The organism is Pseudomonas sp. KB_12 (assembly GCF_052114545.1).
GTDB classification, from domain to species: domain Bacteria; phylum Pseudomonadota; class Gammaproteobacteria; order Pseudomonadales; family Pseudomonadaceae; genus Aquipseudomonas; species Aquipseudomonas brassicacearum.
In genome coordinates this window covers 52,650-74,485 of sequence record NZ_JBFREY010000003.1, presented here as the reverse complement: position 1 = coordinate 74,485, position 21,836 = coordinate 52,650, and the positions used below count along the sequence as shown (strand labels likewise).

At 58.5% G+C, this 21,836-nt stretch carries 20 protein-coding genes; 12 read left to right on the top strand and 8 right to left on the bottom strand.

Features of this window, described 5'->3' with window-relative positions; translation table 11 throughout:
• Positions 1 to 53 precede the first annotated feature (53 nt).
• The 8 genes from AB4Z20_RS02505 to AB4Z20_RS02470 all read left to right on the top strand — a co-directional run bounded on the left by AB4Z20_RS02505 (position 54) and on the right by AB4Z20_RS02470 (position 8,515).
• Positions 54 to 785: a GntR family transcriptional regulator gene (locus tag AB4Z20_RS02505; protein WP_320390365.1), complete on the top strand. Its 732-nt coding sequence runs from the start codon at positions 54 to 56 to the stop codon at positions 783 to 785.
• 122 nt (positions 786 to 907) lie between these two features.
• The gene (locus AB4Z20_RS02500) at positions 908 to 2,197 is read left to right on the top strand and encodes an MFS transporter (RefSeq protein ID WP_320390366.1); all 1,290 of its coding nucleotides are present in this window, start codon (positions 908 to 910) and stop codon (positions 2,195 to 2,197) included.
• A 28-nt stretch (positions 2,198 to 2,225) separates the two neighbouring features.
• Positions 2,226 to 3,056 (top strand): amidohydrolase family protein, encoded by an 831-nt coding sequence (locus AB4Z20_RS02495; RefSeq protein WP_320390367.1) that lies wholly within the window; start codon positions 2,226 to 2,228, stop codon positions 3,054 to 3,056.
• Positions 3,057 to 3,164: 108 nt separating this feature from the next.
• Positions 3,165 to 5,348, top strand: a complete 2,184-nt coding sequence (locus AB4Z20_RS02490) for a PAS domain-containing sensor histidine kinase (RefSeq protein WP_320390368.1) — start codon at positions 3,165 to 3,167, stop codon at positions 5,346 to 5,348.
• On the top strand, positions 5,345 to 5,746 hold the full coding sequence (locus AB4Z20_RS02485; protein ID WP_320390369.1) for a response regulator: 402 nt from the start codon (positions 5,345 to 5,347) through the stop codon (positions 5,744 to 5,746). Before AB4Z20_RS02490 ends, AB4Z20_RS02485 begins: the two co-directional genes overlap by 4 nt.
• A 260-nt stretch (positions 5,747 to 6,006) precedes the next feature.
• A complete protein-coding gene (locus tag AB4Z20_RS02480) occupies positions 6,007 to 6,450 on the top strand; it encodes an HIT family protein (protein ID WP_442089255.1) in 444 nt (147 codons plus the stop codon).
• A gap of 255 nt (positions 6,451 to 6,705) precedes the next feature.
• The gene (locus AB4Z20_RS02475; RefSeq protein WP_253474153.1) at positions 6,706 to 7,224 is read left to right on the top strand and encodes a hypothetical protein; all 519 of its coding nucleotides are present in this window, start codon (positions 6,706 to 6,708) and stop codon (positions 7,222 to 7,224) included.
• A gap of 109 nt (positions 7,225 to 7,333) precedes the next feature.
• The gene (locus AB4Z20_RS02470) at positions 7,334 to 8,515 is read left to right on the top strand and encodes a (R)-mandelonitrile lyase (protein WP_442089254.1); all 1,182 of its coding nucleotides are present in this window, start codon (positions 7,334 to 7,336) and stop codon (positions 8,513 to 8,515) included.
• Here AB4Z20_RS02470 and AB4Z20_RS02465 read toward each other — a convergent pair.
• The gene (locus AB4Z20_RS02465) at positions 8,503 to 9,396 is read right to left on the bottom strand and encodes a LysR family transcriptional regulator (protein ID WP_442089253.1); all 894 of its coding nucleotides are present in this window, start codon (positions 9,394 to 9,396) and stop codon (positions 8,503 to 8,505) included. The genes AB4Z20_RS02470 and AB4Z20_RS02465 overlap by 13 nt on opposite strands.
• 469 nt (positions 9,397 to 9,865) lie before the next feature.
• Between AB4Z20_RS02465 and AB4Z20_RS02460 the strand changes: the two genes are divergently transcribed.
• Complete coding sequence (locus AB4Z20_RS02460; RefSeq protein WP_253474162.1) at positions 9,866 to 10,207, top strand: DUF6124 family protein; 342 nt, start codon at positions 9,866 to 9,868, stop codon at positions 10,205 to 10,207.
• Positions 10,208 to 10,521: 314 nt separating this feature from the next.
• On the opposite strand, the gene AB4Z20_RS02455 is transcribed toward AB4Z20_RS02460, so the two are convergent.
• From AB4Z20_RS02455 to AB4Z20_RS02440, 4 genes are all read right to left on the bottom strand, one after another.
• A complete protein-coding gene (locus AB4Z20_RS02455; RefSeq protein WP_442089252.1) occupies positions 10,522 to 11,922 on the bottom strand; it encodes an MATE family efflux transporter in 1,401 nt (466 codons plus the stop codon).
• Positions 11,923 to 12,008: 86 nt separating this feature from the next.
• Positions 12,009 to 13,868, bottom strand: coding sequence for an ABC transporter ATP-binding protein (locus tag AB4Z20_RS02450; protein ID WP_442089251.1), 1,860 nt, complete (start codon positions 13,866 to 13,868; stop codon positions 12,009 to 12,011).
• A gap of 88 nt (positions 13,869 to 13,956) precedes the next feature.
• Complete coding sequence (locus AB4Z20_RS02445; RefSeq protein WP_442089318.1) at positions 13,957 to 14,916, bottom strand: hypothetical protein; 960 nt, start codon at positions 14,914 to 14,916, stop codon at positions 13,957 to 13,959.
• Positions 14,917 to 15,031: 115 nt separating this feature from the next.
• Positions 15,032 to 15,916 (bottom strand): LysR family transcriptional regulator, encoded by an 885-nt coding sequence (locus AB4Z20_RS02440; protein ID WP_442089250.1) that lies wholly within the window; start codon positions 15,914 to 15,916, stop codon positions 15,032 to 15,034.
• A gap of 113 nt (positions 15,917 to 16,029) precedes the next feature.
• Here AB4Z20_RS02440 and argC point away from each other — a divergent pair, with 113 nt between their 5' ends.
• Positions 16,030 to 16,959, top strand: coding sequence for an N-acetyl-gamma-glutamyl-phosphate reductase (gene argC, locus AB4Z20_RS02435; protein WP_442089249.1), 930 nt, complete (start codon positions 16,030 to 16,032; stop codon positions 16,957 to 16,959).
• Between the two features lie 28 nt (positions 16,960 to 16,987).
• Here argC and AB4Z20_RS02430 read toward each other — a convergent pair whose 3' ends face one another.
• Complete coding sequence (locus AB4Z20_RS02430; protein ID WP_024618998.1) at positions 16,988 to 17,779, bottom strand: helix-turn-helix transcriptional regulator; 792 nt, start codon at positions 17,777 to 17,779, stop codon at positions 16,988 to 16,990.
• Between the two features lie 138 nt (positions 17,780 to 17,917).
• Between AB4Z20_RS02430 and AB4Z20_RS02425 the strand changes: the two genes are divergently transcribed.
• Positions 17,918 to 19,021 carry a polyamine ABC transporter substrate-binding protein gene (locus AB4Z20_RS02425; protein ID WP_253474179.1) on the top strand — a complete coding sequence of 368 codons (1,104 nt, stop codon included), beginning with the start codon at positions 17,918 to 17,920 and terminating at the stop codon, positions 19,019 to 19,021.
• A 152-nt stretch (positions 19,022 to 19,173) separates the two neighbouring features.
• The gene (gene tssI / locus AB4Z20_RS02420; protein ID WP_442089248.1) at positions 19,174 to 20,505 is read left to right on the top strand and encodes a type VI secretion system tip protein TssI/VgrG; all 1,332 of its coding nucleotides are present in this window, start codon (positions 19,174 to 19,176) and stop codon (positions 20,503 to 20,505) included.
• A gap of 50 nt (positions 20,506 to 20,555) precedes the next feature.
• Here the strand turns inward: tssI and AB4Z20_RS02415 are convergent, their stop codons facing one another.
• Together AB4Z20_RS02415 and AB4Z20_RS02410 are read right to left on the bottom strand one after the other, a co-directional pair.
• A complete protein-coding gene (locus AB4Z20_RS02415) occupies positions 20,556 to 20,921 on the bottom strand; it encodes an SMI1/KNR4 family protein (RefSeq protein WP_320390389.1) in 366 nt (121 codons plus the stop codon).
• Positions 20,922 to 21,129: 208 nt separating this feature from the next.
• Positions 21,130 to 21,567: a GNAT family N-acetyltransferase gene (locus AB4Z20_RS02410; protein WP_442089247.1), complete on the bottom strand. Its 438-nt coding sequence runs from the start codon at positions 21,565 to 21,567 to the stop codon at positions 21,130 to 21,132.
• Positions 21,568 to 21,836 lie beyond the last annotated feature (269 nt).

Here is a 21,836-nt window from a genome sequence, read left to right as displayed (position 1 = left end):
ATACTCGCACCCATATTCATATATATGACTAGATAACAAGGTGAATAGGGTCAATGAAATCTCTCTCCAGTGATGCCCGTCTGCCGCTGTATCAACGTTTACGCGACCAATTGGCTGAACAGATCGCCAATAATCGCTGGCGTCCGGGGGAGGCGATCCCTACTGAGGCGGCACTTTCAGCCGAATACCAGTTGTCTACCGGCACGGTGCGCAAGGCCATCGATGCGCTGGTCAGCGAGGGCGTCCTGGAGCGCCAGCAGGGGCGCGGAACCTTCATTCGCCGGCCGCAATTTCAATCGTCGTTGTTCCGTTTTTTCCGCTTTCAAAGCGCTTCAGGCGAACGCCGGGTTCCCGAGAGCCGGATCCTGTCCGTGGAGCCGGTGTCCGCGCCTTCGGCGGTGGCCCAGGCGCTGGGGCTGCCGGCGGATGCGCCGGTGATTCGCATCGTGCGGGTGCGTTTGTTGGAAGTAGCGCCGGTGCTCGCCGAAGAAATCTGGCTGCCCCGCAACCGTTTCCAACCCTTGCTCGAGATCGACCTGAGTCAAAAAGGACCGCTGCTTTATCCCATCTATGAAGAAACCTGCGGTCAGGTGGTCGCCTATGCCGAAGAAACCCTCACCGCCGAATCGGTGAATGAGGTGTACGCGCGATTGCTGCAAGTACCGGTCAACAGCCCGGTGGTGGTGATCGAGCGTCTGGCGCGGGACTACGCCGGCAATCCCCTGGAGTGGCGACGCTCGCGCGGGCATGCCGAGCATTTCCGCTACCGCGTGGAAATCCGCTGACCCCACCGGGCTAGCGGCGAGTCGGTCGCCGCAGCCCTTATCGTTTTGTTTGCCATGACTGGCCCTGTAGCGGCGCGGTTCGCTCTCGGCTGCCTTTCGTTCCACCCATAAGGATAAAAATCATGTTCAGTTGGTATCGCCAAGTCACTGCGCGGGAGCGCAAAACGTTCTGGGCCTGTTTCGGCGGATGGTCGCTCGATGCGCTGGAAGTACAGATGTTCGGCCTGGCGATACCGGCGTTGATCGCCGCGTTTGCCCTGACCAAGGGCGATGCCGGGCTGGTCAGCGGCGTGACCCTGGTCACTTCGGCCATTGGCGGCTGGGTCGGCGGGACGCTGTCGGACCGTTACGGGCGGGTGCGCACGCTGCAGTGGATGATCTTGTGGTTTTCCTTCTTTACCTTCCTGTCGGCGTTCGTCACCGGCTTCCACTCGTTGTTGATCGTCAAGGCGCTACAGGGCTTCGGGATCGGCGGGGAATGGGCCGCCGGTGCGGTATTGATGGCCGAGACCATCAACCCCAAGTACCGCGGCAAGGTCATGGGCACGGTACAAAGCGCCTGGGCGGTGGGTTGGGGGCTGGCGGTCGGCGTCTTTACCTTGATCTACTCCCTCGTGCCGCAAGACATGGCCTGGCGGGTGATGTTCATCGTCGGCCTGCTGCCGTCGTTCCTGATCATCTGGGTGCGCCGCAACGTTGAAGAGCCCGACAGTTTCCAGCGTCTGAAAAAAGAAAACGTCATCCCGCAGAGTTTCTTCAAATCCCTGGGCGGTATCTTTCGCCCCGAGCTGATCCGCGTGACCCTGTTTGGCGGGCTGTTGGGTTTGGGGGCGCACGGTGGTTACCACGCGGTGATGACCTGGCTGCCGACCTTCCTCAAGACCGAACGCAACCTGTCGGTGCTCAACTCCGGCGGCTACCTGGCGGTGATCATCTTCGCCTTCTGGTGCGGCTGCGTGGTCAGTGGCTTGTTGATCGATCGCATTGGCCGTCGCAAGAACATCGTGTTGTTCGCGCTGTGCTGCGTGGTGACCGTGCAGTGTTATGTGTTCCTGCCGTTGAGCAACACCCAGATGCTGTTCCTGGGGTTTCCGCTCGGCTTCTTTGCAGCGGGCATTCCGGCGAGCCTCGGGGCGTTTTTCAACGAGCTGTACCCGGCGGATGTCCGCGGCGCCGGCGTGGGGTTCTGCTACAACTTTGGCCGGGTGCTCTCGGCGGTGTTCCCGTTCCTGGTCGGTCACATGAGCGATTCGATGTCCTTGGGCTCGGCCATTGGCATCGACGCCGGGATTGCCTACGGCGTGGCGGTGATCGCGGCGCTTTGCCTGCCGGAAACCCGCGGTCGCAGCCTGGAAGCCACTGCTGCATCGGCCTCTGTGGTTGAGCGTGATAGCCAGGGCGCCCGGGCCTGATTTTCCTTATTTTCGATAGATGAAACCCATGGTTGATACCCGTACTACGCCGATCACCGGCATTGACTGTCACGCCCACGTATTCAGCCGCGGGCTGGAACTCGCGGCTATCCGGCGCTACACACCCGACTATGACGCCACGCTCGCCCAGTACCTGGGCCATCTGCACGCCCACGGCTTGAGTCATGGCGTGTTGGTGCAGCCGAGTTTTCTCGGCACGGATAACCGCTATTTGCTGGCCGCGCTACGGCAAGCGCCAGAGCGTTTGCGCGGGGTCGCGGTGGTGGCGCGAGACGTCAGCCGGGCCGAGCTGGACGACATGGCCCGCTTGGGCGTGGTCGGTGTTCGCTTAAATTTGATGGGCGAGGCCTTGCCTGATTTTCGCGACCCTACCTGGAAAGGCTTTCTGGGCCACATCGCAGAGCTGGATTGGCATGTCGAGTTGCATGCCAACCTGGCGGACTTGCCGGGGCTGATGGGACAACTGTTGCCATTGGGCATCAAACTGGTGGTCGATCACTTCGGTCGCCCGGATGCGCGTTTGGGGCTGGATCAACCTGGCTTTGCCCAATTGATGGAACTGGGGCAGGGCGGACAGGTGTGGATGAAGGTGTCCGGCATCTATCGATTGGGCGCAACGGCCCCGCGGAACCTTGAGTTCGCCCGCGCCTCGTTGACGTTGCTGGAACACCACTTCGGCCCCGAGCGCCTGGTGTGGGGCAGCGACTGGCCGCACACGCAGCATGAAGAACATGTCGGTTTCGAAACGGTGATGGGGCAGTTGCGCGCATTGGAATGTGCGGCGCCACTTAAGCGGGCGTTAATGGTCCAGGCACCCCAGGCACTGTTCAAGTTTTGAGGCGCGAGGCTGTGACGTCGATTTTTCCTGAACTCGCCCGGTGAATAGGGATCTAGACTCCATTGATGCCCTGTGAAAGGTTTCAGCCAGGCGGTTTGAGGATGACTGATGTCGAACATTGAAGAGCTTTCCAGGGAAACGCGTACACCAAGCGAGTACGAAAGCTTGATCGCGATGGGGACGAGCGCACTCGATGCCATCCCCAGTGCGGTGTACCTCTGTGATCGCCAGGGGTGGCTCGTCAGGTACAACAGCGAGGCGGCCGAGCTGTGGGGAAGGGCGCCGGCACTTGGAGAGAGCGGTGACCGTTTCTGCGGCGCTCATCGACTGTTCCTGACCGACGGCACACCGCTGGCATTCGAACACTGCCCAACAGCGTTGGCGCTCAATACCGGCATTGCCTCGCGCAATCAGGAAGTGCTCATCGAGCGCCCGGATGGCTCGCGGTTCGTGGCGCTGATGAACATCCGCGCCCTCAGGGATTGCCGAGGCGTCATTCAAGGGGTGATCAACTGCTTCCAGGACGTCTCGGCGCACCACGCCATGGCCGAAGAGCTTCGCCGCAAGAGCGCCGACCTGGAAGACTTTTTCGAGAACAGCGCGGTGGGCCTGCATATCGTCAGCGGCGAAGGCATCATCCTGCGCGCCAACAAGGCAGAGCTGACGCTGCTGGGCTATTCGGCCGACGAGTACATTGGCCGCCACATCACCGATTTTCATGTCGACGAGCCGGTCATTGGCGACATCCTCACCAAGCTGGGCAGCGGCGACTGCCTGGAAAGCTATCCGGCGCGACTGAGGGCAAAGGACGGCTCGATCAAGCATGTCATGATCACTTCCAATGGCCGGTTCGAAGACGGAAAACTCTTCAATACGCGCTGTTTCACCATCGACAGGAGCGGTGTCCATGCGGCCGAGGCGGCGCGCCAGGACAGCGATGACCGGCTTTCGGCGACCTATGAAGCGGTGACCATCGGGATTTCCGAGGCCGATATCGACGGTCGCTTGCTCCGCGTCAACGACGCCCTGTGCAACATGCTGGGCCGGTCGCGGGAAGAGCTCCTGTCGATGACATTCCTGGACTATACCCACCCCGATTGCATCCCGCAGGACGCGGGGTTGTACGCCCGTCAGGTGGCCGGTGAGCTGGATAACTACGTGCTGCGCAAGCGCGCCCTGAAGCCAGATGGCGAGGTGGTTTACCTCGACATCCACAGTTCCTCGGTGAGGGACGCCAGCGGTACGTTTCGTTATGGCGTGCGAGTGTTGCAGGACGTCACGCTGGCGCGGCGGATGGAAAACCAGGTCCGCGAGAGCGAACGGCACATGCGCAATCTTCTCGAGGCGTTGCCTGCCGCGGTGTACACCACCGACGCCGATGGCCGCATCACCTTCTACAATCGCGCAGCTGTCGAACTGTCCGGGCGCACCCCTCGGCTGGGCGACCAGTGGTGCGTGACCTGGAAACTGTTCAACACGGACGGCAGTTTCCTGCCCCACGACCAATGCCCGATGGCGGTGGCCCTGAAGGAAAACCGGCCGATTCGCGGCGTCGAGGCCGTTGCAGAGCGGCCGGACGGTAGCCGTGTTCCGTTCACGCCTTATCCCACGCCTTTGCATGATGCCGATGGAAACCTGGTGGGCGCCATCAACATGCTGGTCGACATCTCCGAGCGAAAGCAGGCGGAATATCGACAGAAGACGCTGATCGATGAACTCAATCACCGGGTCAAGAACACCCTGGCCACGGTGCAATCGCTGGCAGCCCAGACGGCGCGCAATGCCGAGGATGCGAAAGACGGCTACAGGCGTTTCGAGGCGAGGCTCCTGGCGTTGTCGCGGGCACACGATCTCTTGACGAAACGGCATTGGGGGCAGACGCCGCTCGATACCCTGGCCCACGAAGTGCTGATGCCGGTGTTTGGGCATGAGCCTGGCCGCATCGTGATTGAAGGCCCTTCTGCAGACGTCGGCACTCGCGTGGCGCTCAACCTTACGATGATCCTCAATGAATTGGCGATCAACGCGTTGAAATATGGGGCGATGTCGGTCGAGACCGGGACGCTTGCCGTCACTTGGCACCTGCAAGCCCAGGCGGACGGAACGTTGCTGACCCTCGACTGGCGCGAACAAGGAGGACCACCGGTATCACCGCCGGAACGGGAAGGGCTGGGTTCGCGCTTGATGCAGCGCTGCATCGAGCGCGACTTGGCTGGCAAGTTCGACCTCACCTACGCTCCGCAAGGCGTTTGCTGCCGCTTTTCGTTCCTGATTGGGGTGACCGGGGCATGAGCCCATTTGCTGGCGTCAGGGTGCTGGTCGTCGAGGACGAAGGCGCGGTTGCGCTGTTGATCGAGGACATGCTGGAGGAGTTCGGCTGCGAAGTGGTGGCCTCAGTCGCCCGGCTCGCTGCAGCACGTGACAAGGCCGGCTCGGTGCAGGTTGATCTCGCGATCCTGGACGTCAACCTGGCTGGCGAGCGCGTTTTTCCGGTGGCCGACATTCTTCGCGGTCGCCGTATTCCCTTCCTGTTCAGCACCGGATATGGCGCCAGCGGACTGCCGGCCGAATACGCCGGCTGCCCGGTCCTGCACAAGCCATTTTCGCAAAGTGAGTTGCAGCAGAAAATTGCCGTTACGCTGATGGGGGCTCGCGAAAGCGCCTTGTCTGCCAGCACCGATGTCGACTGACCCGCCGCCATCGCGAGCAAGCTCGCTCCCACAATGGATCTTGGGTGTGACCACGATCTGAATCAATCCTGCATCCCCTTGTGGGAGCGAGCTTGCTCGCGATGGCGGCCCGACATTCAGCACCGATCCCCACTGATCCAACACCCTCCTCAGCAGGCCCAGTCCCGGTGTTCAAGCAGCCCTCGACAAGACGTTGCCCCTGGACTGTGCTAAATCTCTTACCGGCAACCAACCTCTCCAAACCCATTCAAGGAGTGATCATGAGTCTCCACGGTCATTACGATCCGCAGAACATCTTTGCGCTGATCCTTCGCGGCGATGCGCCGTGCTACAAGATTTACGAAGACGCCGATGTATTGGCCTTCCTGGATCTCTTCCCCCAATCGCGCGGCCATGTCCTGGTCATCCCCAAGGCCTCCCAGGCGCGAAATATCCTCGAGGTCGAGCCCGCCGTCCTGGGCGCGATGATGTCTGCCGTGCAGCGCCTGACGCGGATCGTCGTGGACGAATTGCAGCCGGACGGGGTCCAGGTCGCGCAGTTCAATGGTGCTGTGGCCGGGCAGACGGTCTACCACATTCACATGCACATCATTCCTCGTTGGGACGGTGAGGCGCCCGGTGTGCATGGCAGGGGCAAGGCGGATCCCGAGGAGCTGGAAGCACTCCAGGCGCGTCTGGTCGAGCGCATTCGCTCAGCGGCCTGACGCCGGGCAGAGCAAGCTCGCTCCCACAGGGATTTCGGGTGGATAGGGAAAATAGCGGTTGTCCCGAGACCCTGTGTGGGAGCGAGCTTGCTCGCGATGGCGGCAATACATCCAACCTCAATGCCCACTGACCCAGCGCTTTCGCGAGCAAGGTTGTGCACCCCACCACAAAACCTATCAACAATGGGCTACCAAATCCCTGGCCAACCGCTACCATTGCGCGCTGATCTCCCAATACCCCCGGACCTCACTTTCATGAAATTGCGCCTGCTGACCGCCGCCTTGTTTTTCACCTGCACCCTGGCTCACGCCGCTGAATCGAAACCCGTTCCGAAAGCCCTGGAAGTACAGATCGGGCACTTGGTAGCGCTCATCAAGGACAGCTATGCCACCGGCTATCCTGAAGCGACGCTGGTGCAGACGCTGGACACCGGCGAGGACAGCCAGGTCACCCTTGCGGTCTTTACCGTCGAGGGTTTCGGTATGGGCAACAACTACAGCCAATACCTGGCGGCCTTTACGCCCGAAGAGAACGAGGAGGGCGTGCCGCATTACAGTCTGTTGGACGTGATGCGCATCGGTGGCGACAGCTGGCGTGCGATCGACAAACTGGATGCCAAGCTGGTCAGCGATCCGACCGGTGAGCAGACCCTGATCGACATTCCCGTGATGGAGAATACCGACGAGGACGCGCCGAACTTCCCAAGCAAAGCCGCGGTGATTCACCTGTCGCTGGACGGATCACAGGCAGTGCGGTTGGTTGAGATCAAGTAAAGCGGATTTATGCGATTGCGATATGAGTGCTATGTCATTGGCATGGTTTATCGATTAATACAGCAAAGTTAATTTGTTTCTCTACGATATCAATCGAGAGGAAAGCCAAATGACTCTGCGTTCAACCGGTAGCCTTTGTTTTGCGCTATGCGCGGCGGCGCCTTTTGTCGACGCCGCCAGTACAGAAAGCACCAGCGAGTCCCGGACTTCGCAACAGATCAGCCGAGCCGGCAGCCAGGCCGCGGTCGCAGGCCCGGCGGACTCTTTCACCGGGCGCGTGCGGGTCGATCCGCTGTTCCCTGCAACCGATGAAATCAATGCCTCCGGCGCCTACGTCAGCTTCGAACCGGGCGCGCGTTCGGCCTGGCACACCCATCCCGCCGGGCAGCGCTTGGTGGTGGTTTCCGGTGTCGGCCTGACGCAGGAATGGGGCAAGCCCGTGCAGCAGATTCTCCCGGGCGACGTGATTGTCTGCCCGCCAGGCGTCAAGCACTGGCATGGCGCCGCGCCGACGAGCGCCATGACCCACCTGGCCGTGACGGGCACGGTGGAGGGCAAAAACGTGGAGTGGCTGGAGAAGGTCAGCGAAGAACAATACGGCGCCGCTGGCGTGTCGATGCCATCGACCAAGCCGGATGCCATGGCGGTTTCGCCAACCCTATCGGCCAAGCAGCAAGCCATCCCGTTGATTGCCGCCGCCATGGCGACGAGCAACATGCCCGGCCTCAATACCGCCTTGAATCAAGGGCTGGATGCCGGCCTCACCGTCAGCGAGGCGAAGGAAATCCTGGTGCAGCTTTACGCCTACAGCGGCTTTCCCCGCAGCCTCAACGCCCTCGGTGAATTGATGAAAGTAGTCGAGGCCCGCAAGCAACGCGGCGTCCAGGACGTCCCGGGACGCGAGCCTGCTCGCCTGATTCCTACCGGCGATGCGCTGCTGGCGGCGGGTAGGGCCAATCAGACGCGCATTGCCGGTGCGCCCGTCCAGGGACCGTTGTTCGACTTCGTCCCGGTCATCAACCAGTACTTGCAGACGCACCTGTTTGGCGACATTTTCGAGCGTGACAACCTGGACTGGCAAAGCCGTGAGCTGGCGACAGTCGCCGCGCTGGCGGTCACCCCCGGTGTGGAGTCACAACTGCGCTCGCACATGGCCGCCAGCCTGCGCGTCGGCCTGAGCGCTGCGCAACTGCGGCAACTGATCCAGCTACTGGGCGAGCAGGGCGACGCCGCGGCGGCCAAGCGTGCCAGTGAAGCATTGGACACCGTTGAGGCCAGTCAACCCTCGTAGCGCAAGGCTTCGCGCAGCAGCGTGAAGGCCGGTGAACTTTGGCGGCGACTGGGGTAGTAGAGGTGGTAGCCGGAAAACGGCTCGCACCAATCTTCCAGCACCCGAATCAACCGGCCTTGCGCGACGGCGTCCTGCACCAGGTCTTCCGGCATGAAAGCCAGCCCCAAACCTTGCAGCGCGGCCTCCAGGCGCATGGCGATGGTGTTGAACACCAACTGGCCTTCCACCCGGACTTTCAGTTCCTGTCCGTTTTTCTCGAACTCCCAGACGTAGAGGCCGCCATGGGTCGGCATGCGCAGGTTGATACAGTTGTGCGCCGTAAGGTCGTCTGGGATGAGCGGCTTGGCATATCGGCCGAAATACGCCGGCGAGCCCACCACCGCCATGCGCATATCGGGGCCGATACGCATGGCAATCATGTCCTTGGCCACCTGTGGACCCAGTCGCACACCGGCATCGAAACCCTCCGCGACGATATCGGTAAAGCCGTAGTCGACGATGATTTCGATGTTGAGGTCGGGATGGTCCGGCAACAGCCTGGCGAGCACGGATTGCAGGATCGTGATCGCGGAGTGCTCACCGGCAGTGATGCGCAGCTTACCCGCCGGCTTATCGCGAAACTCACTGAGCATCGCCATCTCGTTATCGATCTCTTCGAACCGCGGCGCGACCACCCGCAGCAGGTGTTCACCGGCTTCGGTCGGGGCGACACTGCGAGTGGTGCGCGACAACAACCTGACCCCCAGCCGCTCCTCCAACTGACGCATCGCCCGGCTCAGCGCCGGTTGCGACATGCCCAGCTTGGCCGCTGCGCGGGTGAAGCTGCGCTCCTGGGCGACGGCGGCGAAGATGGCGAGTTGGTCGTAGCGTTCGGTGGTCATTGATCCGTCTCAGGTATGAGCAGGGAGGGATTATGGCATCTGCCGGATTAATTGGCTCAGCCATGGTTGTGGTCTTCCAATCACATCGCACCCGTCGCGCAGCGCAGCGTTTCGGTGGTGGAAGGGTTGTACGAGCTTCTCGTAGGAATCGACGGAGCGAATATTGCCCATTGACTTGCAGGACATTTCCTAGAAAATTCCAGTCCCTTGCGCCTGCTGATTTCGGTGCCTAGTCTTTGTCCACCGCTGCCATTCAGCGGTCGGGTTTAGCAGCTCGGAATCACGTTAGGCGCACGGCAACTGCCTTCAGTGCGGGCATTTTTATTGCTCGAATTCTTATGGCGGCTGTGCGCAGGGCATCCTCGGGTGCGCCGGTTTCCTAACGTACCGGTCTGCTAACCTGCGCACGGCTGCCACCCTCTCGTTTAGCAGCGAACGTGGCGGCTCCCACTTACGTTAGGAGCATTCCATGGACAAACTCATCCCCGACCCACCCGTTCCACCGCTGCACCTGGACATCGCGGCCGACGCCAACGCCGAACGTGTCATCGATTCCTATCTGAACCCCAAACCCGCCCAGCCTGACAAGAAGCCACCTCCGGACCAGCTATTCACCGTCGTGGAGGGCGTCGATGCTGAAAGCCTGTTGGCCAACCTCAGCGAAACGTTAGCCTCCGCCAATGCCATGGCCGGCGATTTGGCGTTCGATCTGGAGGATTCTCGACGGCATGTTGCACTAGGGCTGCAACAATTGATTGAACTAGGTCTGCTATTGGCAAACCGGGCGCTGGATGTCATCGACCCTAGATAGGCGTTCGTGACGGGTGTGGGATAGACCACACTTTTCCAAGGTGAATCGGGTCGGAAGCAGGGCTGCTTCCGACCCAAAACACCCACTTGCAGACCACCCCAGGCCATCCACGCTCATACCTGATCCACCCTCCAAAAAAGGGGGGGCTGAAGAACCGCTAGGCCATGCACTGGGCCCCTGCGCGGTACAGGTAGCCGTCGCCGGCCTCAAGCAGTTGTGCTTCATCGATGAGGACACCGCATCGTCTGGACAGTTGTGCCGGACTTCCTGTAAAGCAGTTGATCGCTAAAGGTGCGAAACGAATGACTTCAGGTTCATAGGATGCTCTCGCTGGCCGGATGAGGCTCGACGTGAAGACGGTTTTCGGCCCCTCGAATGGCTTTGGCTATTCGCCAGAAATAAATTGCGCCAATCAAAAATTCGAACACCGAACCGATGACCCAGCATGTCACCAGCGACGACGGGGCATCGCGATTGCTCATCGCGACGTAATAGATCAATGGAATGCTCATAAACCACATCAGAGCCAGGCGCACGACCAGCGAAAATCTGGCCATGCCAATACTCTCCAAGACGGCTGCACCCGTCATAGAGAAGACAAAGGCGGCGGAAAATGTCCACAGTACGCGTTGTGTATCGATAGCCAGGGCGACGATCTCCGGGTTGTGCCCCAGGTCGCCGAAAGCCTTGAGCAAGACCTGTGGCAAAGTGATTTGAACGGTGGAAACCAGCAGCACGTAGAGCAGCTCGATGGTCACGGTCACCCGTAGGATCGTTGCCAACTCAGTGTATTGCTCCTTGCCCACTGCAGTGGCACACAGGATGCTGCAACCAATACCCAAACCGATGATCGGGATGATGCCCAGGTAATTGATCGTCAGATTGATGTTGTTTGCCGCTAGCGCACTAGAGCCAAGTACGGCAACTATCCAGATGAATGCAGTGTTACCGAGCTGATCCACCCCGGCGGATAAGCCACTGGGAACACCTCTACGCAGCCGGAAAAACAGCCGGGGCAGTAGGCGCTCGCTACGGGCAATGACGATGTTCATCAACTCAAGCCAGATTTCTCGAGGCAGCATTACTGCGTAGCACGTCAGCATGGACAAAGTGCCGATCAACGTACCGATAGCGGCTCCGGCCATTCCCATTTCGGGCAGCCCGAACTTTCCGAAGACCAGGCCGACGGTGAAGATTGAGTCGACTACTTGACCAACGATGCCGACGATGAGCGTTTCGCGGGTTCGACCCACACCATTGAAGAACGAGGACAGTGCCGTGTCGATCGTCATTACGCCACCGAAGATCGCCGCCCAGAACATGTACTGCGATTCGAGGCTGACAATCTGCGGTGGGCGGGAGCTGAGCTGTGGGATCATCGCGATCAGTGGGGCGGCGACAAACAACAGGACACCGCAGGCAATACCAAGGAGCAGCCCCAGTGCGGCTTCATTACAAGCCTCGCTGAGCCCCGATCGACCATTCGCCTGTGCAATAAAGGAGCGTGACACGCCGACGGTGCTACAGAAGAAAGCGATAATCGCCATGCTCGTGAATACTGCTGGACCGGAGGCGGCCAGCGTATCTTGTGAGTAGTGTGCCAGGCACAGCCTGTCGACAAGCATCATCAATAAATTGCCGACCATCGTCCCCATCAACGGAAACGAGACGATGGCGATTCTTTTCGCCACCCCTGCGTCAAACCAGTGCCGCATATTCACATTCCTTTGTCTCACGGCTGCCGCGATGGTCGTCCAACACATCGCGTAAACGATAGCGTTTCACCCCAGGCCATCCACGCTCATACCTGATCCATCGCCTCAGTCACCCACCGATCCTCACCCAGGAACCCGCCACTCTGGTGGTGCCACAGCCGCGCATAAATACCGTTCTTGGCGAGCAATTCAGCGTGTGTGCCCTGTTCGATGATGCGTCCATCATCCATGACGATCAGTCGATCCATCGCTGCAATCGTGGACAGCCGATGGGCGATGGCGATGACGGTCTTGCCCTGCATCATTTCATCGAGGCTTTCCTGGATGGCCACTTCGACTTCCGAATCCAGCGCGCTGGTCGCCTCGTCGAGGAGCAGGATCGGAGCGTTCTTGAGCATCACTCGAGCAATGGCGATGCGCTGGCGCTGGCCGCCCGACAGCTTGATGCCGCGCTCGCCCACCAGGGTGTCGTAGCCGGAGTGACCTTGGCGGTCGCTCAGTTGGCTGATGAACTCATCGGCCTGGGCATTGGCCGCGGCACGGCGGATTTGCGCGTCGCTCGCATCGGGTCGGCCATAGGCGATGTTGTCGCGAATGGAGCGGTGCAGCAGGGACGTATCCTGGGTGACCATGCCGATGGCGCTGCGCAGGCTGTCCTGCGTCACGTGCGCAATGTCTTGCCCGTCAATGCGAATCTGCCCGCTGTCGACGTCATAGAAACGCAGCAGCAAGTTGATGAGCGTGGATTTGCCCGCGCCGGAGCGGCCCACCAGGCCGATTTTTTCGCCCGGGCGAATGTTCAGGCTCAAGCCATCGAGCACCTGGCGTTCACCGTTGTAGTTGAAGCTCACCTTGTCGAAGGTGACCGCTCCGCCAGAGGTCACCAGCACCCCGGCGTCCGGCGCATCCTGCACCTTGGGGCCGCGGGTCAGGGTGGCCATGCCGTCCTGCACGGTGCCGATGCTCTCGAACAGCGAGGTCATTTGCCACATGATCCAATGCGACATGCCGTTGATACGCAGCGCCATGGCAGTGATCGCCGCCACGGCACCGGCGCCGACTTCGCCCTGGTGCCACAGCCAAAGGGCATAACCGCCTGCGGCCATGATCAACCCCACCACCAACGCCTGGTTGACGATCTCGAACTGGCTGACCAGACGCATCTGGCGAAAGCCGGTCTGCTTGAAATCCTCCATGGCCGCGCGCGCGAAGTGCGCTTCACGATTGGAATGGGAGAACAGCTTCACGGTCGTGATGTTGGTGTAGGCGTCCGAGATACGTCCGGTCATCGAGGAGCGCGCATGGGCCTGTTCCTGTCCGACTTTGCCCAAACGGGGCACGAAGTAGAGCATCGCCAGCCCGAACAACACGATCCAGGCCAGGAAAGGCAGCATCAGCTTCAGGGCGAAGCCGCCGGCCAGTGCGATGATCGCGATGAAATACACACCGATTCCGGGTGCGATCTCGATCAGGGTGAACAGCACGTCGCGCACGGCCAGCGCCGTCTGCATCACCTTGGTGGTGACCCGGCCGGAGAACTCATCGGAAAAAAACGACAGGCTTTGCCGCAGCATCAGGCGGTGAAAGTCCCAACGCAGGCGCAGCGGCAAATTGATCGCCAATACCTGGTGCTGCACCATGGTTCGCAACGCCACCAGCCCGATGCTGGCCACCATGACGATGCCCATGCCCCAAAGCACGCGACTTTCCTGCGCTGCCGCCTCACCACCGGCCTGCCAGGTCGAGAGCAGATCCACGACCTGACCGAGGAAAGAAAACAACCAGGCTTCGTAGATCGACACACCGGCGCTGAGCAGCGCAAACGCGAGGATGTAGCCGCGGGCGCCCCGTGTGCACGCCCACAGAAACCGAGCCAGGCCTTCGGGTGGCGGCGGTACCTCGTCGGGCGGGAAGGGGTCGAGTCTTTGTTCAAATACGCGAAGCATGGGGGTCTCCAAAACGATCAATTAGGAGATTCTGCCATTTAAAGGTGACTTTGAGGGTTCTGTGGCGCCGCAGTCGAATTGACTGCTCTCAGGGATGGGAACTCATCCGGCCCCGGATCGCCATGCGCAGACAACCCCAGGCGATGAATCCGAGGATCAACACCTCGGCCATGCCCACCAGCATGTTGAATGAGAAGGTGAGCGGTTGCTCGGCCCAGTAGAAGGTTGTCGTGCCCGTTCGACCGCCGACACGCAGCCGCCCGGCAAACAGAGCGGGCACCAATGCGATGACGCGACTCAGCTCCAATAGTGCCAGGAAAACACCCATTAGAAGGAGCAGGGCGCGTGCGGGCGTGCCGAGTTTTTCGGTGGATTCATGGGAAGGCGTGAGCCCCTTGGCTTTGCGCTGCCTGGCTTCCCTCACCGCTTTACCGCTGGTTGGGGCTGGAGCAGGCCTGTAGGTTGCCTTCTTCACACCCGCCGTCGAGCCCACCACGACTTCGGTGGGCACTGCCACGTTCAGGTAGTCGGCCAGCTCACGCAGCCATACGTTGGTGCGTTGATTTCCCGGCACTACCGGAACGTTGTCGGTCGTCAGGCGGTGCTCGGTGCCATCGCGCATCACCAGCCACAGCTGGGTGTAGGCCGGCTCGGCATCTTGGCGGCGGCGAAGTTCGAGGCATTTGGGGGTATCGATTCTAAAGACCGAATGCACACGCTCGCGGCGCCCAAAAAAGTTTCGGGTGCGGCGCTTGCCTTCACCGTCGCGTCGCGATAACAGCAAGGTCTCGTGGATGCCGGTGTACACCATCAGGAGCAGGCCGAGGGCCGGAATCAGCAGCAGCCCGAGCACGATCAGCAGTGAAGTCAACGGATCCAGGTCAGTCAGGGGCGAGCCTTCATCAGCGATCACAAACACGGCGAACGCCACCGGCAAGATGAAGGCCAGCGCGCCTGTCAGCAGCACGAAGGCGCTCTGCACCCGGTTGCGCGAGTGGATGTGCAGGTCATCCTGTGCGGTGCGCTCGAAGCGATGTCCAAACAACATGCAGACCTCCTGGTGCGCCGCTTTTAGATCGATCAAGGGGACGTGACAATCGGTTGCACGTCGCAGGTCAGGATCGTGTTTTACGCCGCGCAGAATACCTCATGCCCAGACAAAATCACTCCGCACTCAACTCCCACAACACATCCAGCACATGTTGCGTAGGCCGTTCGATGTCCCGACTGCGGTGGGCGATACCCAGTTGACGCCACAATAAGGGTTTTAATGGGCGCATGACGATTCTGTTATCGAGCAATGGCGTGGCCGCTTCATGGGGCAACAACGTCGCACCATATCCTGCCGCCACCAGGCTTTTTATCGCGTCGTTGTAGTTCAGTTGGATACGCGGCGCAGGCTGCTGCCCATCACTGGCGAACCACTCCGCCGTCAAGCGCGAAAGACGCGTGGTGGCGTCATTCAAAATCAACGGCTGAGCGGCCAACCACGCGGGGGTCACAACCTCCGGGCATTCCCAGCGAGCCGGCAAGAACGCCATGACCGGGTCCCGTCGCCACGGCTCGATCCGTAAGCCCTTCACCGGGGACTGCGGCAGCGCGACCAAACCAACCTCCAAAGCGCCCTCGGCAAGCTTCTTCAAGGTTTCCTGGGAGGTGAGCACCGCGACTTGTACATCGATCGCGGGGTGGCGTTGGCTCAAAGACTCCAACGCATGCGGCAGCAACTGTGCGATGGCCCCTGTGGAGGCGCCTAGCCGCACACGCCCGGCCAACCCTTGAACCTGACGTTCGACGTCTTCAAGTGCCTGCTCTGCGTCTGCCAATAGGCGCCGCGCGCGCTCCACCAGTGTGTTCCCTATTGTTGAAGGTTGAACGCGCCCGCGCGTGCGCGACAACAGCTTGCCGCCCACGCGCGCCTCCAGGTCGGCGATATGCAGACTGACGGTGGGTGGTGCAAGGTGCAGCGCACGGGCCGCTTCGGCAAACGATCCCAGGTCGGCAATCGCTACCAAGGTGCGCAGACGGTCCAGGCTGATTTCGCGCATGAGGATTTCCTTGTTCAGAAAAACTGAATTTCATCGTTTATAAATTCAACTTTTCCTATCTTAGAGCGTCACTGAAGATTGGGCTCCTGATTTCCAATGTCCGAGAGCATTCCATGGCAAGTTCCCTTGTATTCATCGATGGCGACCAAGGCACCACCGGGCTGCAAATCCACCAACGTCTGCGCGAGCGCAGCGATCTGCGGCTTTTCACACTCAGCCCCGAACATCGCAAGGATCCGCAACGTCGCGCCGAAGCCATCAACCACTGCGACATCGCCATTCTCTGTTTGCCCGACCAAGCCGCATGCGACGCGGTAGCGACCCTCGAAAACTCCGCCGTTCGGGTGATCGATGCGAGTTCGGCGCACCGCACCCATGCAGACTGGACCTATGGATTCGCAGAGATGAATCCGCAACAAGCCCAACGCATCGCCGCTGCGCGGCGGGTCAGCAATCCCGGTTGCTATCCAACGGGGGCGATCGGGTTGCTGCGCCCATTGCTGGAGGCCGGATTGGTGCCCAGGGATTACCCGCTGAACATTCATGCCGTGTCGGGTTATTCCGGAAAAGGACGCGTCGGCGTGCAAGAGCATGAGGGGGCCGGCGCAGCAGAGGCGTCGGCGTTTCAGGTCTATGGGCTGGGGCTGGCACACAAGCATATTCCGGAGATTCAGCAGCAAAGCGGGCTGACGGAGCGGCCGATGTTCGTGCCGGCCTATGGCGCTTTTCGGCAGGGGATCGTGCTGACCATACCCTTGCAAATCCGGTTGTTGGCGCCAGGCGTGAGCGCGGTGCAGTTACATGCCTGTCTGATGCAGCACTACGCCGATGCGCGCCATGTACAGGTGATGTCGATGCAAGAAGCGAAAGCGTTGACGTCCCTTGATCCTCAAGCGCTTAACGGAACTGATGATTTGCGCTTGTCGGTGTTTGAGAATGATGAGACCGGGCAGGTTTTGCTGGCTGCGGTGTTTGACAATCTTGGGAAGGGCGCCGCTGGCGCGGCGGTGCAGAATCTGAACTTGATGCTTGCAGGCGCATGACCGAGCAAATCAGCCCGATGCCCTGACTTCAATGGGTAGCGGGAATATTCTGTTTGGGCATGAAGAATCGAGCAAATAGCTCAGATTGCGACTTGATATTTAATTTTGCGTAAATGTTGCGGCGGTGGACTTTTATGGTCTCCGCCGAGAGGGACAGCTTTCCGGCTATTTCCTTATTGGAGAAGCCGCTGAGCAATAAGCGGAGTACATCACTCTCGCGTGCTGTTATTTGGGTGCCAAGCTGATTGACCGTTTCTGGCCACAGAGGCGGTTCAGCCGGAGTTTTCTCTACGTCAATTTCGAAACCCATGCGCTGATGCATCAATGCAGTCACCCACGGCTTGATGATATCCAGCATGGTTATTTGTTCTTGGCTAAAGCGGACTTTGCTGCCGATGGAAATGCATAACGTTCTGTCGGGGTCGAGTTGGACATTGTACTGCGCCTCATCCATGGAGATGTATTGTGCAAAGTACTTGTGGTAGTACTCGGTTTCAAGAAAGTATTCCGGTGCAATATCCAATAGGTGGAAGAAGCCACTTTGTGGGTTTTCTCGATTGGCTATATAAAACGGGTCCAGCAAATAAAGACCTTTCACGTAGCGATGAACGAATGCGTCGACTTCTTCCGCATCGGCTACTTCAGGAAGGCTGACGACCTGCACGTGTTGATTGCTGAAAATCAATACAACCCAATTATCGATTTGTACATATTCATTTAAGGTGCGAACAAGTGAACTCCAGAAATCTGGACGATTCAGCTGCATGATCAGCTTCCCAATCGATCGATGCCAAGCCAGGCTGTGGAGGTCAAACGGCATTTTCTACCCCTTTAGGGTTAGGGATTCGCAGGTCAAGGGTAAGTATTCGTAGGTATTTACTATTCGGTAACACCCGGTATATTCGCTGCCAGGGTTAACGATGGCCATGAGGGCATATCGTCTTGACAAGGATGTTGCATGAGAAAGTCACATTTGCGAACCATTTTTTCCGCCTCGCTTCTCTGTGCAGGGATAAGCACATCAGTAGCGGCTGTAGAGCCCGGGATGTATCTGTATAACTGGTTCGGGTTGCTTGCGCCGGAGACGCCAAAGGAGTTTGAACAGGAAACTGGCACGAGCGTGCATATGGATGCGTTCGACAGCGCTGAAATCATGCAGAGCAAGGTCATGGCTGGGCGCACCGGGTATGACGTGGTTGTGGCGACCTCCAATGTGTTGCCCAGCCTGATCCAGGCGGGAGTCCTCCAGCCGTTGGATCGTAGTCAACTGAGTAACTTTTCACACATCGATCCTGAGCTCCTGGCCCAGCTCGCGGTCAATGACCCTGGTAACCGCTACGCCGTACCTTATCTATGGGGCACTACCGGCATTGGTTATGACGTTGACAAAGTCAGGGGCGCGTTGGGTGATAGTGCTCCGGTGAATAGCTGGGACCTGATCTTCAAAGAAGAAAACATTAGTAAGCTACAGTCGTGTGGTGTGGCAATGCTTGATTCTCCAAGTGAGATCATTTCCATTGCCTTGAATTACCTGGGACTCCCTAGCAACAGCAAGAACCCGGATGATTACCAGAAAGCCCAAGCCTTGCTGTTGAAAATTCGTCCTTACGTTCTCTATTTCGACTCCTCCAGAATCGACGCCGACCTGGCTGACGGCAATATCTGTGCAGTTGTGGGATGGGCTAATGGTGCCCTTGCTGCACAGGCCAGCAACGAGAAGGCCAACACCGGGCGCACGATCGCCTACAGCCTTCCTCGCGAAGGCGCGCTGTCCTGGTCGGAGAATCTGGTTTTGCTGAAAGATGCTCCCCATCCCAAGGAAGGTATGGCGTTCATTAATTATATGATGCGACCAGAAATTATCGCCAAGACCTCAAACCACACGCTATACCCTAACGCCAATAAGGATGCCGCTGAGTTCGTCGAGCAGAAGCTGCGAGACAATCCTTGGATTTATCCAGACAAAAAAACGGTCGCAACACTTATTCCACTTGAGCCGCTGCCATTGAAGTTGGAGCGGATCCGCACGCGGATCTGGACCAAAGTGAAGAGTGGCGTCTGATCTGACTTGATTTGTATGTCTGGAAAGTAAGACGCAAACGCCGATATACAGGCACGCTGGGCGGGTGGGTTAGTACCTGTTAATCCATCAACCCAGTATTGCTCGGGGTCTTCCGGTCCATTGCGCCGCCTTATGTAAGAAGAGAACAGCGGATGTTCAGCCCAGCCAATCAAACGCACTTCAGTTTGACCATCGACGGTTTTGAGCACGATTTTCAAGTGCTCGCATTCACTGGAGAAGAGGCGATCAGCAGGCCTTACCTCTTCAACGTGGAATTTGTTAGCGAGCGGTCTGACCTTGATCTCGAGAGCCTCTTCGACGTAGAGGCTTTTCTGACCTTCGACTCGAAGGGCAACGGCATTCATGGACGGGTCTACCACATCGCTCAAAGCAATAACGGTGAGCGTTTGACGCGCTACAGGCTGGCCCTCGTACCGCACCTGTCCTACTTGCGCCATCGCATCAACCAGAGGATCTATCAACAGTTCTCGGTGCCGAAAATCGTCGCCTTGATACTGGAAGAGCACGGCATTCTGGGCGACGCCTATCGGTTTCATCTGGGGGCGACCTACCCCGAGCGTGACTACTGCACCCAATACGACGAAACGGATTTGCACTTCATTCAGCGCTTGTGCGAAGAAGAGGGTATCCACTTTCACTTCCAACACAGTCCTCAAGGCCACGTGCTGGTCTTTGGCGATGATCAGTCGGCTTTTCCCAGTCTTGGCCAACCCACTGCTTATAGGCATGAGAGCGATAGGGTGGCCGACGAGCCACTGATCAAGCGCATCAACCTGCGTTTGGGTCAGCTCACCAGTCGTATCTCGCACCGCAACTATTATGATTTCGAGCAACAGCTGGACATTGAAAAAGATGACAGCCCGGAGCGTTTTACCGGTCACGAGCACGGCAAGCAAATACGTCTTCGGACTATGGAGCGCCGCCATGCGGCCTATCGACAAGCTGAAGGGCAAAGCGACCAGACTCGGTTAGTCAGCGGCCATGTGCTGGAAATCTCAGGCCATCCGCGCCAAGAGTGGAACACCCTATGGCTACTGACCCAGGTCATCCACGAAGGCCGGCAACCACAGGTATTGGGTGAGAACGTCGCCAGTGGCAACACTGCGAACGACGATGACTTTCATCAGGGCTACCGCAACCGCTTTGTCGTTCTTCCGTGGAATGTTGCCTATCGTCCGCCGTTGGCTCACAAGAAACCTCAGGTGCCAAGCAACCAGGCTGCTGTAGTCGTCGCTTTAGAAGGCGAGGGGAGCCAGAGTGATCGGCGCTTTGGGCGGATCAAGGTCAAGTTCCCCTGGGACCGCGAAGATAGATTTGACGACAAGAGTCATTGTTGGTTGAAGGGAGCTTCCGATTGGAGCTGTGAGATGGGGCCGCCCCGGACGGGCATGGAAGTCGTGGTCACATTTCTTGAGAACGACCCGGATCAGCCGGTGGTTGGCGGTTGCTTGTGTTGTCGTTGAGGGGGGCGCTTTTTACGTTTTAGGCATGGGTTGCCGATCCAGTAGAGACGCTACTCAAGGTTTATGCAGACCTGTTCGAACCAAGCGGCAAAGGTTGGCCAGCTTTCGTTCGTGCTTCCGTTGTGCGACCAGTATCGGACGGCACCAGCCTTTGATATGCAGTAGTAGTCGCTGTTGTCTTCAATGAAAGGCAACCAGTCCCGGGGGACGCCCTGTGCCCAAGCGGTTTCAGCAATTTCGAAAATGTCCAGATAACTGCTGCTTCCCACTATCACTGCCGCTTCGAACACGGCGTTTGCGACATCGCTGCCACCTTTAAGGAACTGAACATACTGGTCGGGAAAGCGAAAGTTGAGCTTGCTCTCTGCGTCAGCGATTTCAGCGTCTGTTGGGATACGAAAAGGCTCGTCTGTCATTTGTTTAAACCTGAGTGCTGCTTCGTTTCGTGCGGCGGGTTATAGGCTACTCAAATCGACGGGGTAGATGTCGGCTTTCGACTGTGGATTCAACCGGTCGATGCAACAGATTGGCTAAATCGTTTTGTCGGTGTTTCGTAGCCTAGTGTTTTCCGAGGGCGGGTTTTAGCCCATCCCAGTGAGCGAGGCGAACTGTTTGAGCCAGTTGTTATGCATGTTTTATTAGTCGCTTCTTTAAATGATACAGGTTAGTCCCGATTGGTCGATCCTCAAGAACACCATAAGTCTCATACCCATGCCGCTCATAGAACTGTTTAGCGTCAACAGTTTTTAAGAATGCAACGACTGCCCCATTGTTGGCGCCAATCGTTTCTGCTTTTTCCAATAGCATAGAACCTATTTTTTTACCGCGATGAGATTCCTTAACCCAAAAGGTATCAATTTCTAAGCCGTCCCAATAACAATTGCAGCTTATTGCACCGATGTAGTCGCCTGCTTCATCGTGTGCAACCACAATAAATATTTTATCTTCCGATTCTGGCGGTAGGTTTGGATATTGAATTCTAAGATATTCTGAAAATCTATCATTCAGAACCCCTTGATCCTTTTTTGTTGGGGAATCCAATATGTCAATCTTGATTTCCACTTTATTGCTCCTGTCATTCAACTTTGAGGTGCCGTGCGGCTTCTGGCACAACAATTAATTTTGCAACATGCGACGTTGAATAATATTCCATGTTCATGCGTAATCCCTTGAGCAATCAAGAAAATCGAGTCTATAAACGCGACATCAAGAAGGGGGGGCGGCATATTTTTTTGCACATTACTGACGTATTAGCTGCGCGTCCATGGTCTGTTTTTGGCCGATTTCCGCCGGTCGCGACAGGCAGCTTTGGGTCGTTTTTTGCCTGTTGC

Bases quoted from the DNA above. Each gene is read 5' to 3' on its own strand.
- AB4Z20_RS02430 (WP_024618998.1), bottom strand. From the start codon at position 17,779: ATGCCGTTTGACCTCCACAGCCTGGCTTGGCATCGATCGATTGGGAAG.
- AB4Z20_RS02485 (WP_320390369.1), top strand. From the start codon at position 5,345: ATGAGCCCATTTGCTGGCGTCAGGGTGCTGGTCGTCGAGGACGAAGGC.
- AB4Z20_RS02465 (WP_442089253.1), bottom strand. From the start codon at position 9,396: ATGACCACCGAACGCTACGACCAACTCGCCATCTTCGCCGCCGTCGCC.
- AB4Z20_RS02505 (WP_320390365.1), top strand. From the start codon at position 54: ATGAAATCTCTCTCCAGTGATGCCCGTCTGCCGCTGTATCAACGTTTA.
- AB4Z20_RS02490 (WP_320390368.1), top strand. From the start codon at position 3,165: ATGTCGAACATTGAAGAGCTTTCCAGGGAAACGCGTACACCAAGCGAG.
- AB4Z20_RS02480 (WP_442089255.1), top strand. From the start codon at position 6,007: ATGAGTCTCCACGGTCATTACGATCCGCAGAACATCTTTGCGCTGATC.
- AB4Z20_RS02450 (WP_442089251.1), bottom strand. From the start codon at position 13,868: ATGCTTCGCGTATTTGAACAAAGACTCGACCCCTTCCCGCCCGACGAG.
- tssI (WP_442089248.1), top strand. From the start codon at position 19,174: ATGTTCAGCCCAGCCAATCAAACGCACTTCAGTTTGACCATCGACGGT.
- AB4Z20_RS02445 (WP_442089318.1), bottom strand. From the start codon at position 14,916: ATGTTGTTTGGACATCGCTTCGAGCGCACCGCACAGGATGACCTGCAC.
- AB4Z20_RS02500 (WP_320390366.1), top strand. From the start codon at position 908: ATGTTCAGTTGGTATCGCCAAGTCACTGCGCGGGAGCGCAAAACGTTC.
- AB4Z20_RS02475 (WP_253474153.1), top strand. From the start codon at position 6,706: ATGAAATTGCGCCTGCTGACCGCCGCCTTGTTTTTCACCTGCACCCTG.
- AB4Z20_RS02455 (WP_442089252.1), bottom strand. From the start codon at position 11,922: ATGCGGCACTGGTTTGACGCAGGGGTGGCGAAAAGAATCGCCATCGTC.
- argC (WP_442089249.1), top strand. From the start codon at position 16,030: ATGGCAAGTTCCCTTGTATTCATCGATGGCGACCAAGGCACCACCGGG.
- AB4Z20_RS02415 (WP_320390389.1), bottom strand. From the start codon at position 20,921: ATGACAGACGAGCCTTTTCGTATCCCAACAGACGCTGAAATCGCTGAC.
- AB4Z20_RS02495 (WP_320390367.1), top strand. From the start codon at position 2,226: ATGGTTGATACCCGTACTACGCCGATCACCGGCATTGACTGTCACGCC.
- AB4Z20_RS02470 (WP_442089254.1), top strand. From the start codon at position 7,334: ATGACTCTGCGTTCAACCGGTAGCCTTTGTTTTGCGCTATGCGCGGCG.
- AB4Z20_RS02425 (WP_253474179.1), top strand. From the start codon at position 17,918: ATGAGAAAGTCACATTTGCGAACCATTTTTTCCGCCTCGCTTCTCTGT.
- AB4Z20_RS02460 (WP_253474162.1), top strand. From the start codon at position 9,866: ATGGACAAACTCATCCCCGACCCACCCGTTCCACCGCTGCACCTGGAC.
- AB4Z20_RS02440 (WP_442089250.1), bottom strand. From the start codon at position 15,916: ATGCGCGAAATCAGCCTGGACCGTCTGCGCACCTTGGTAGCGATTGCC.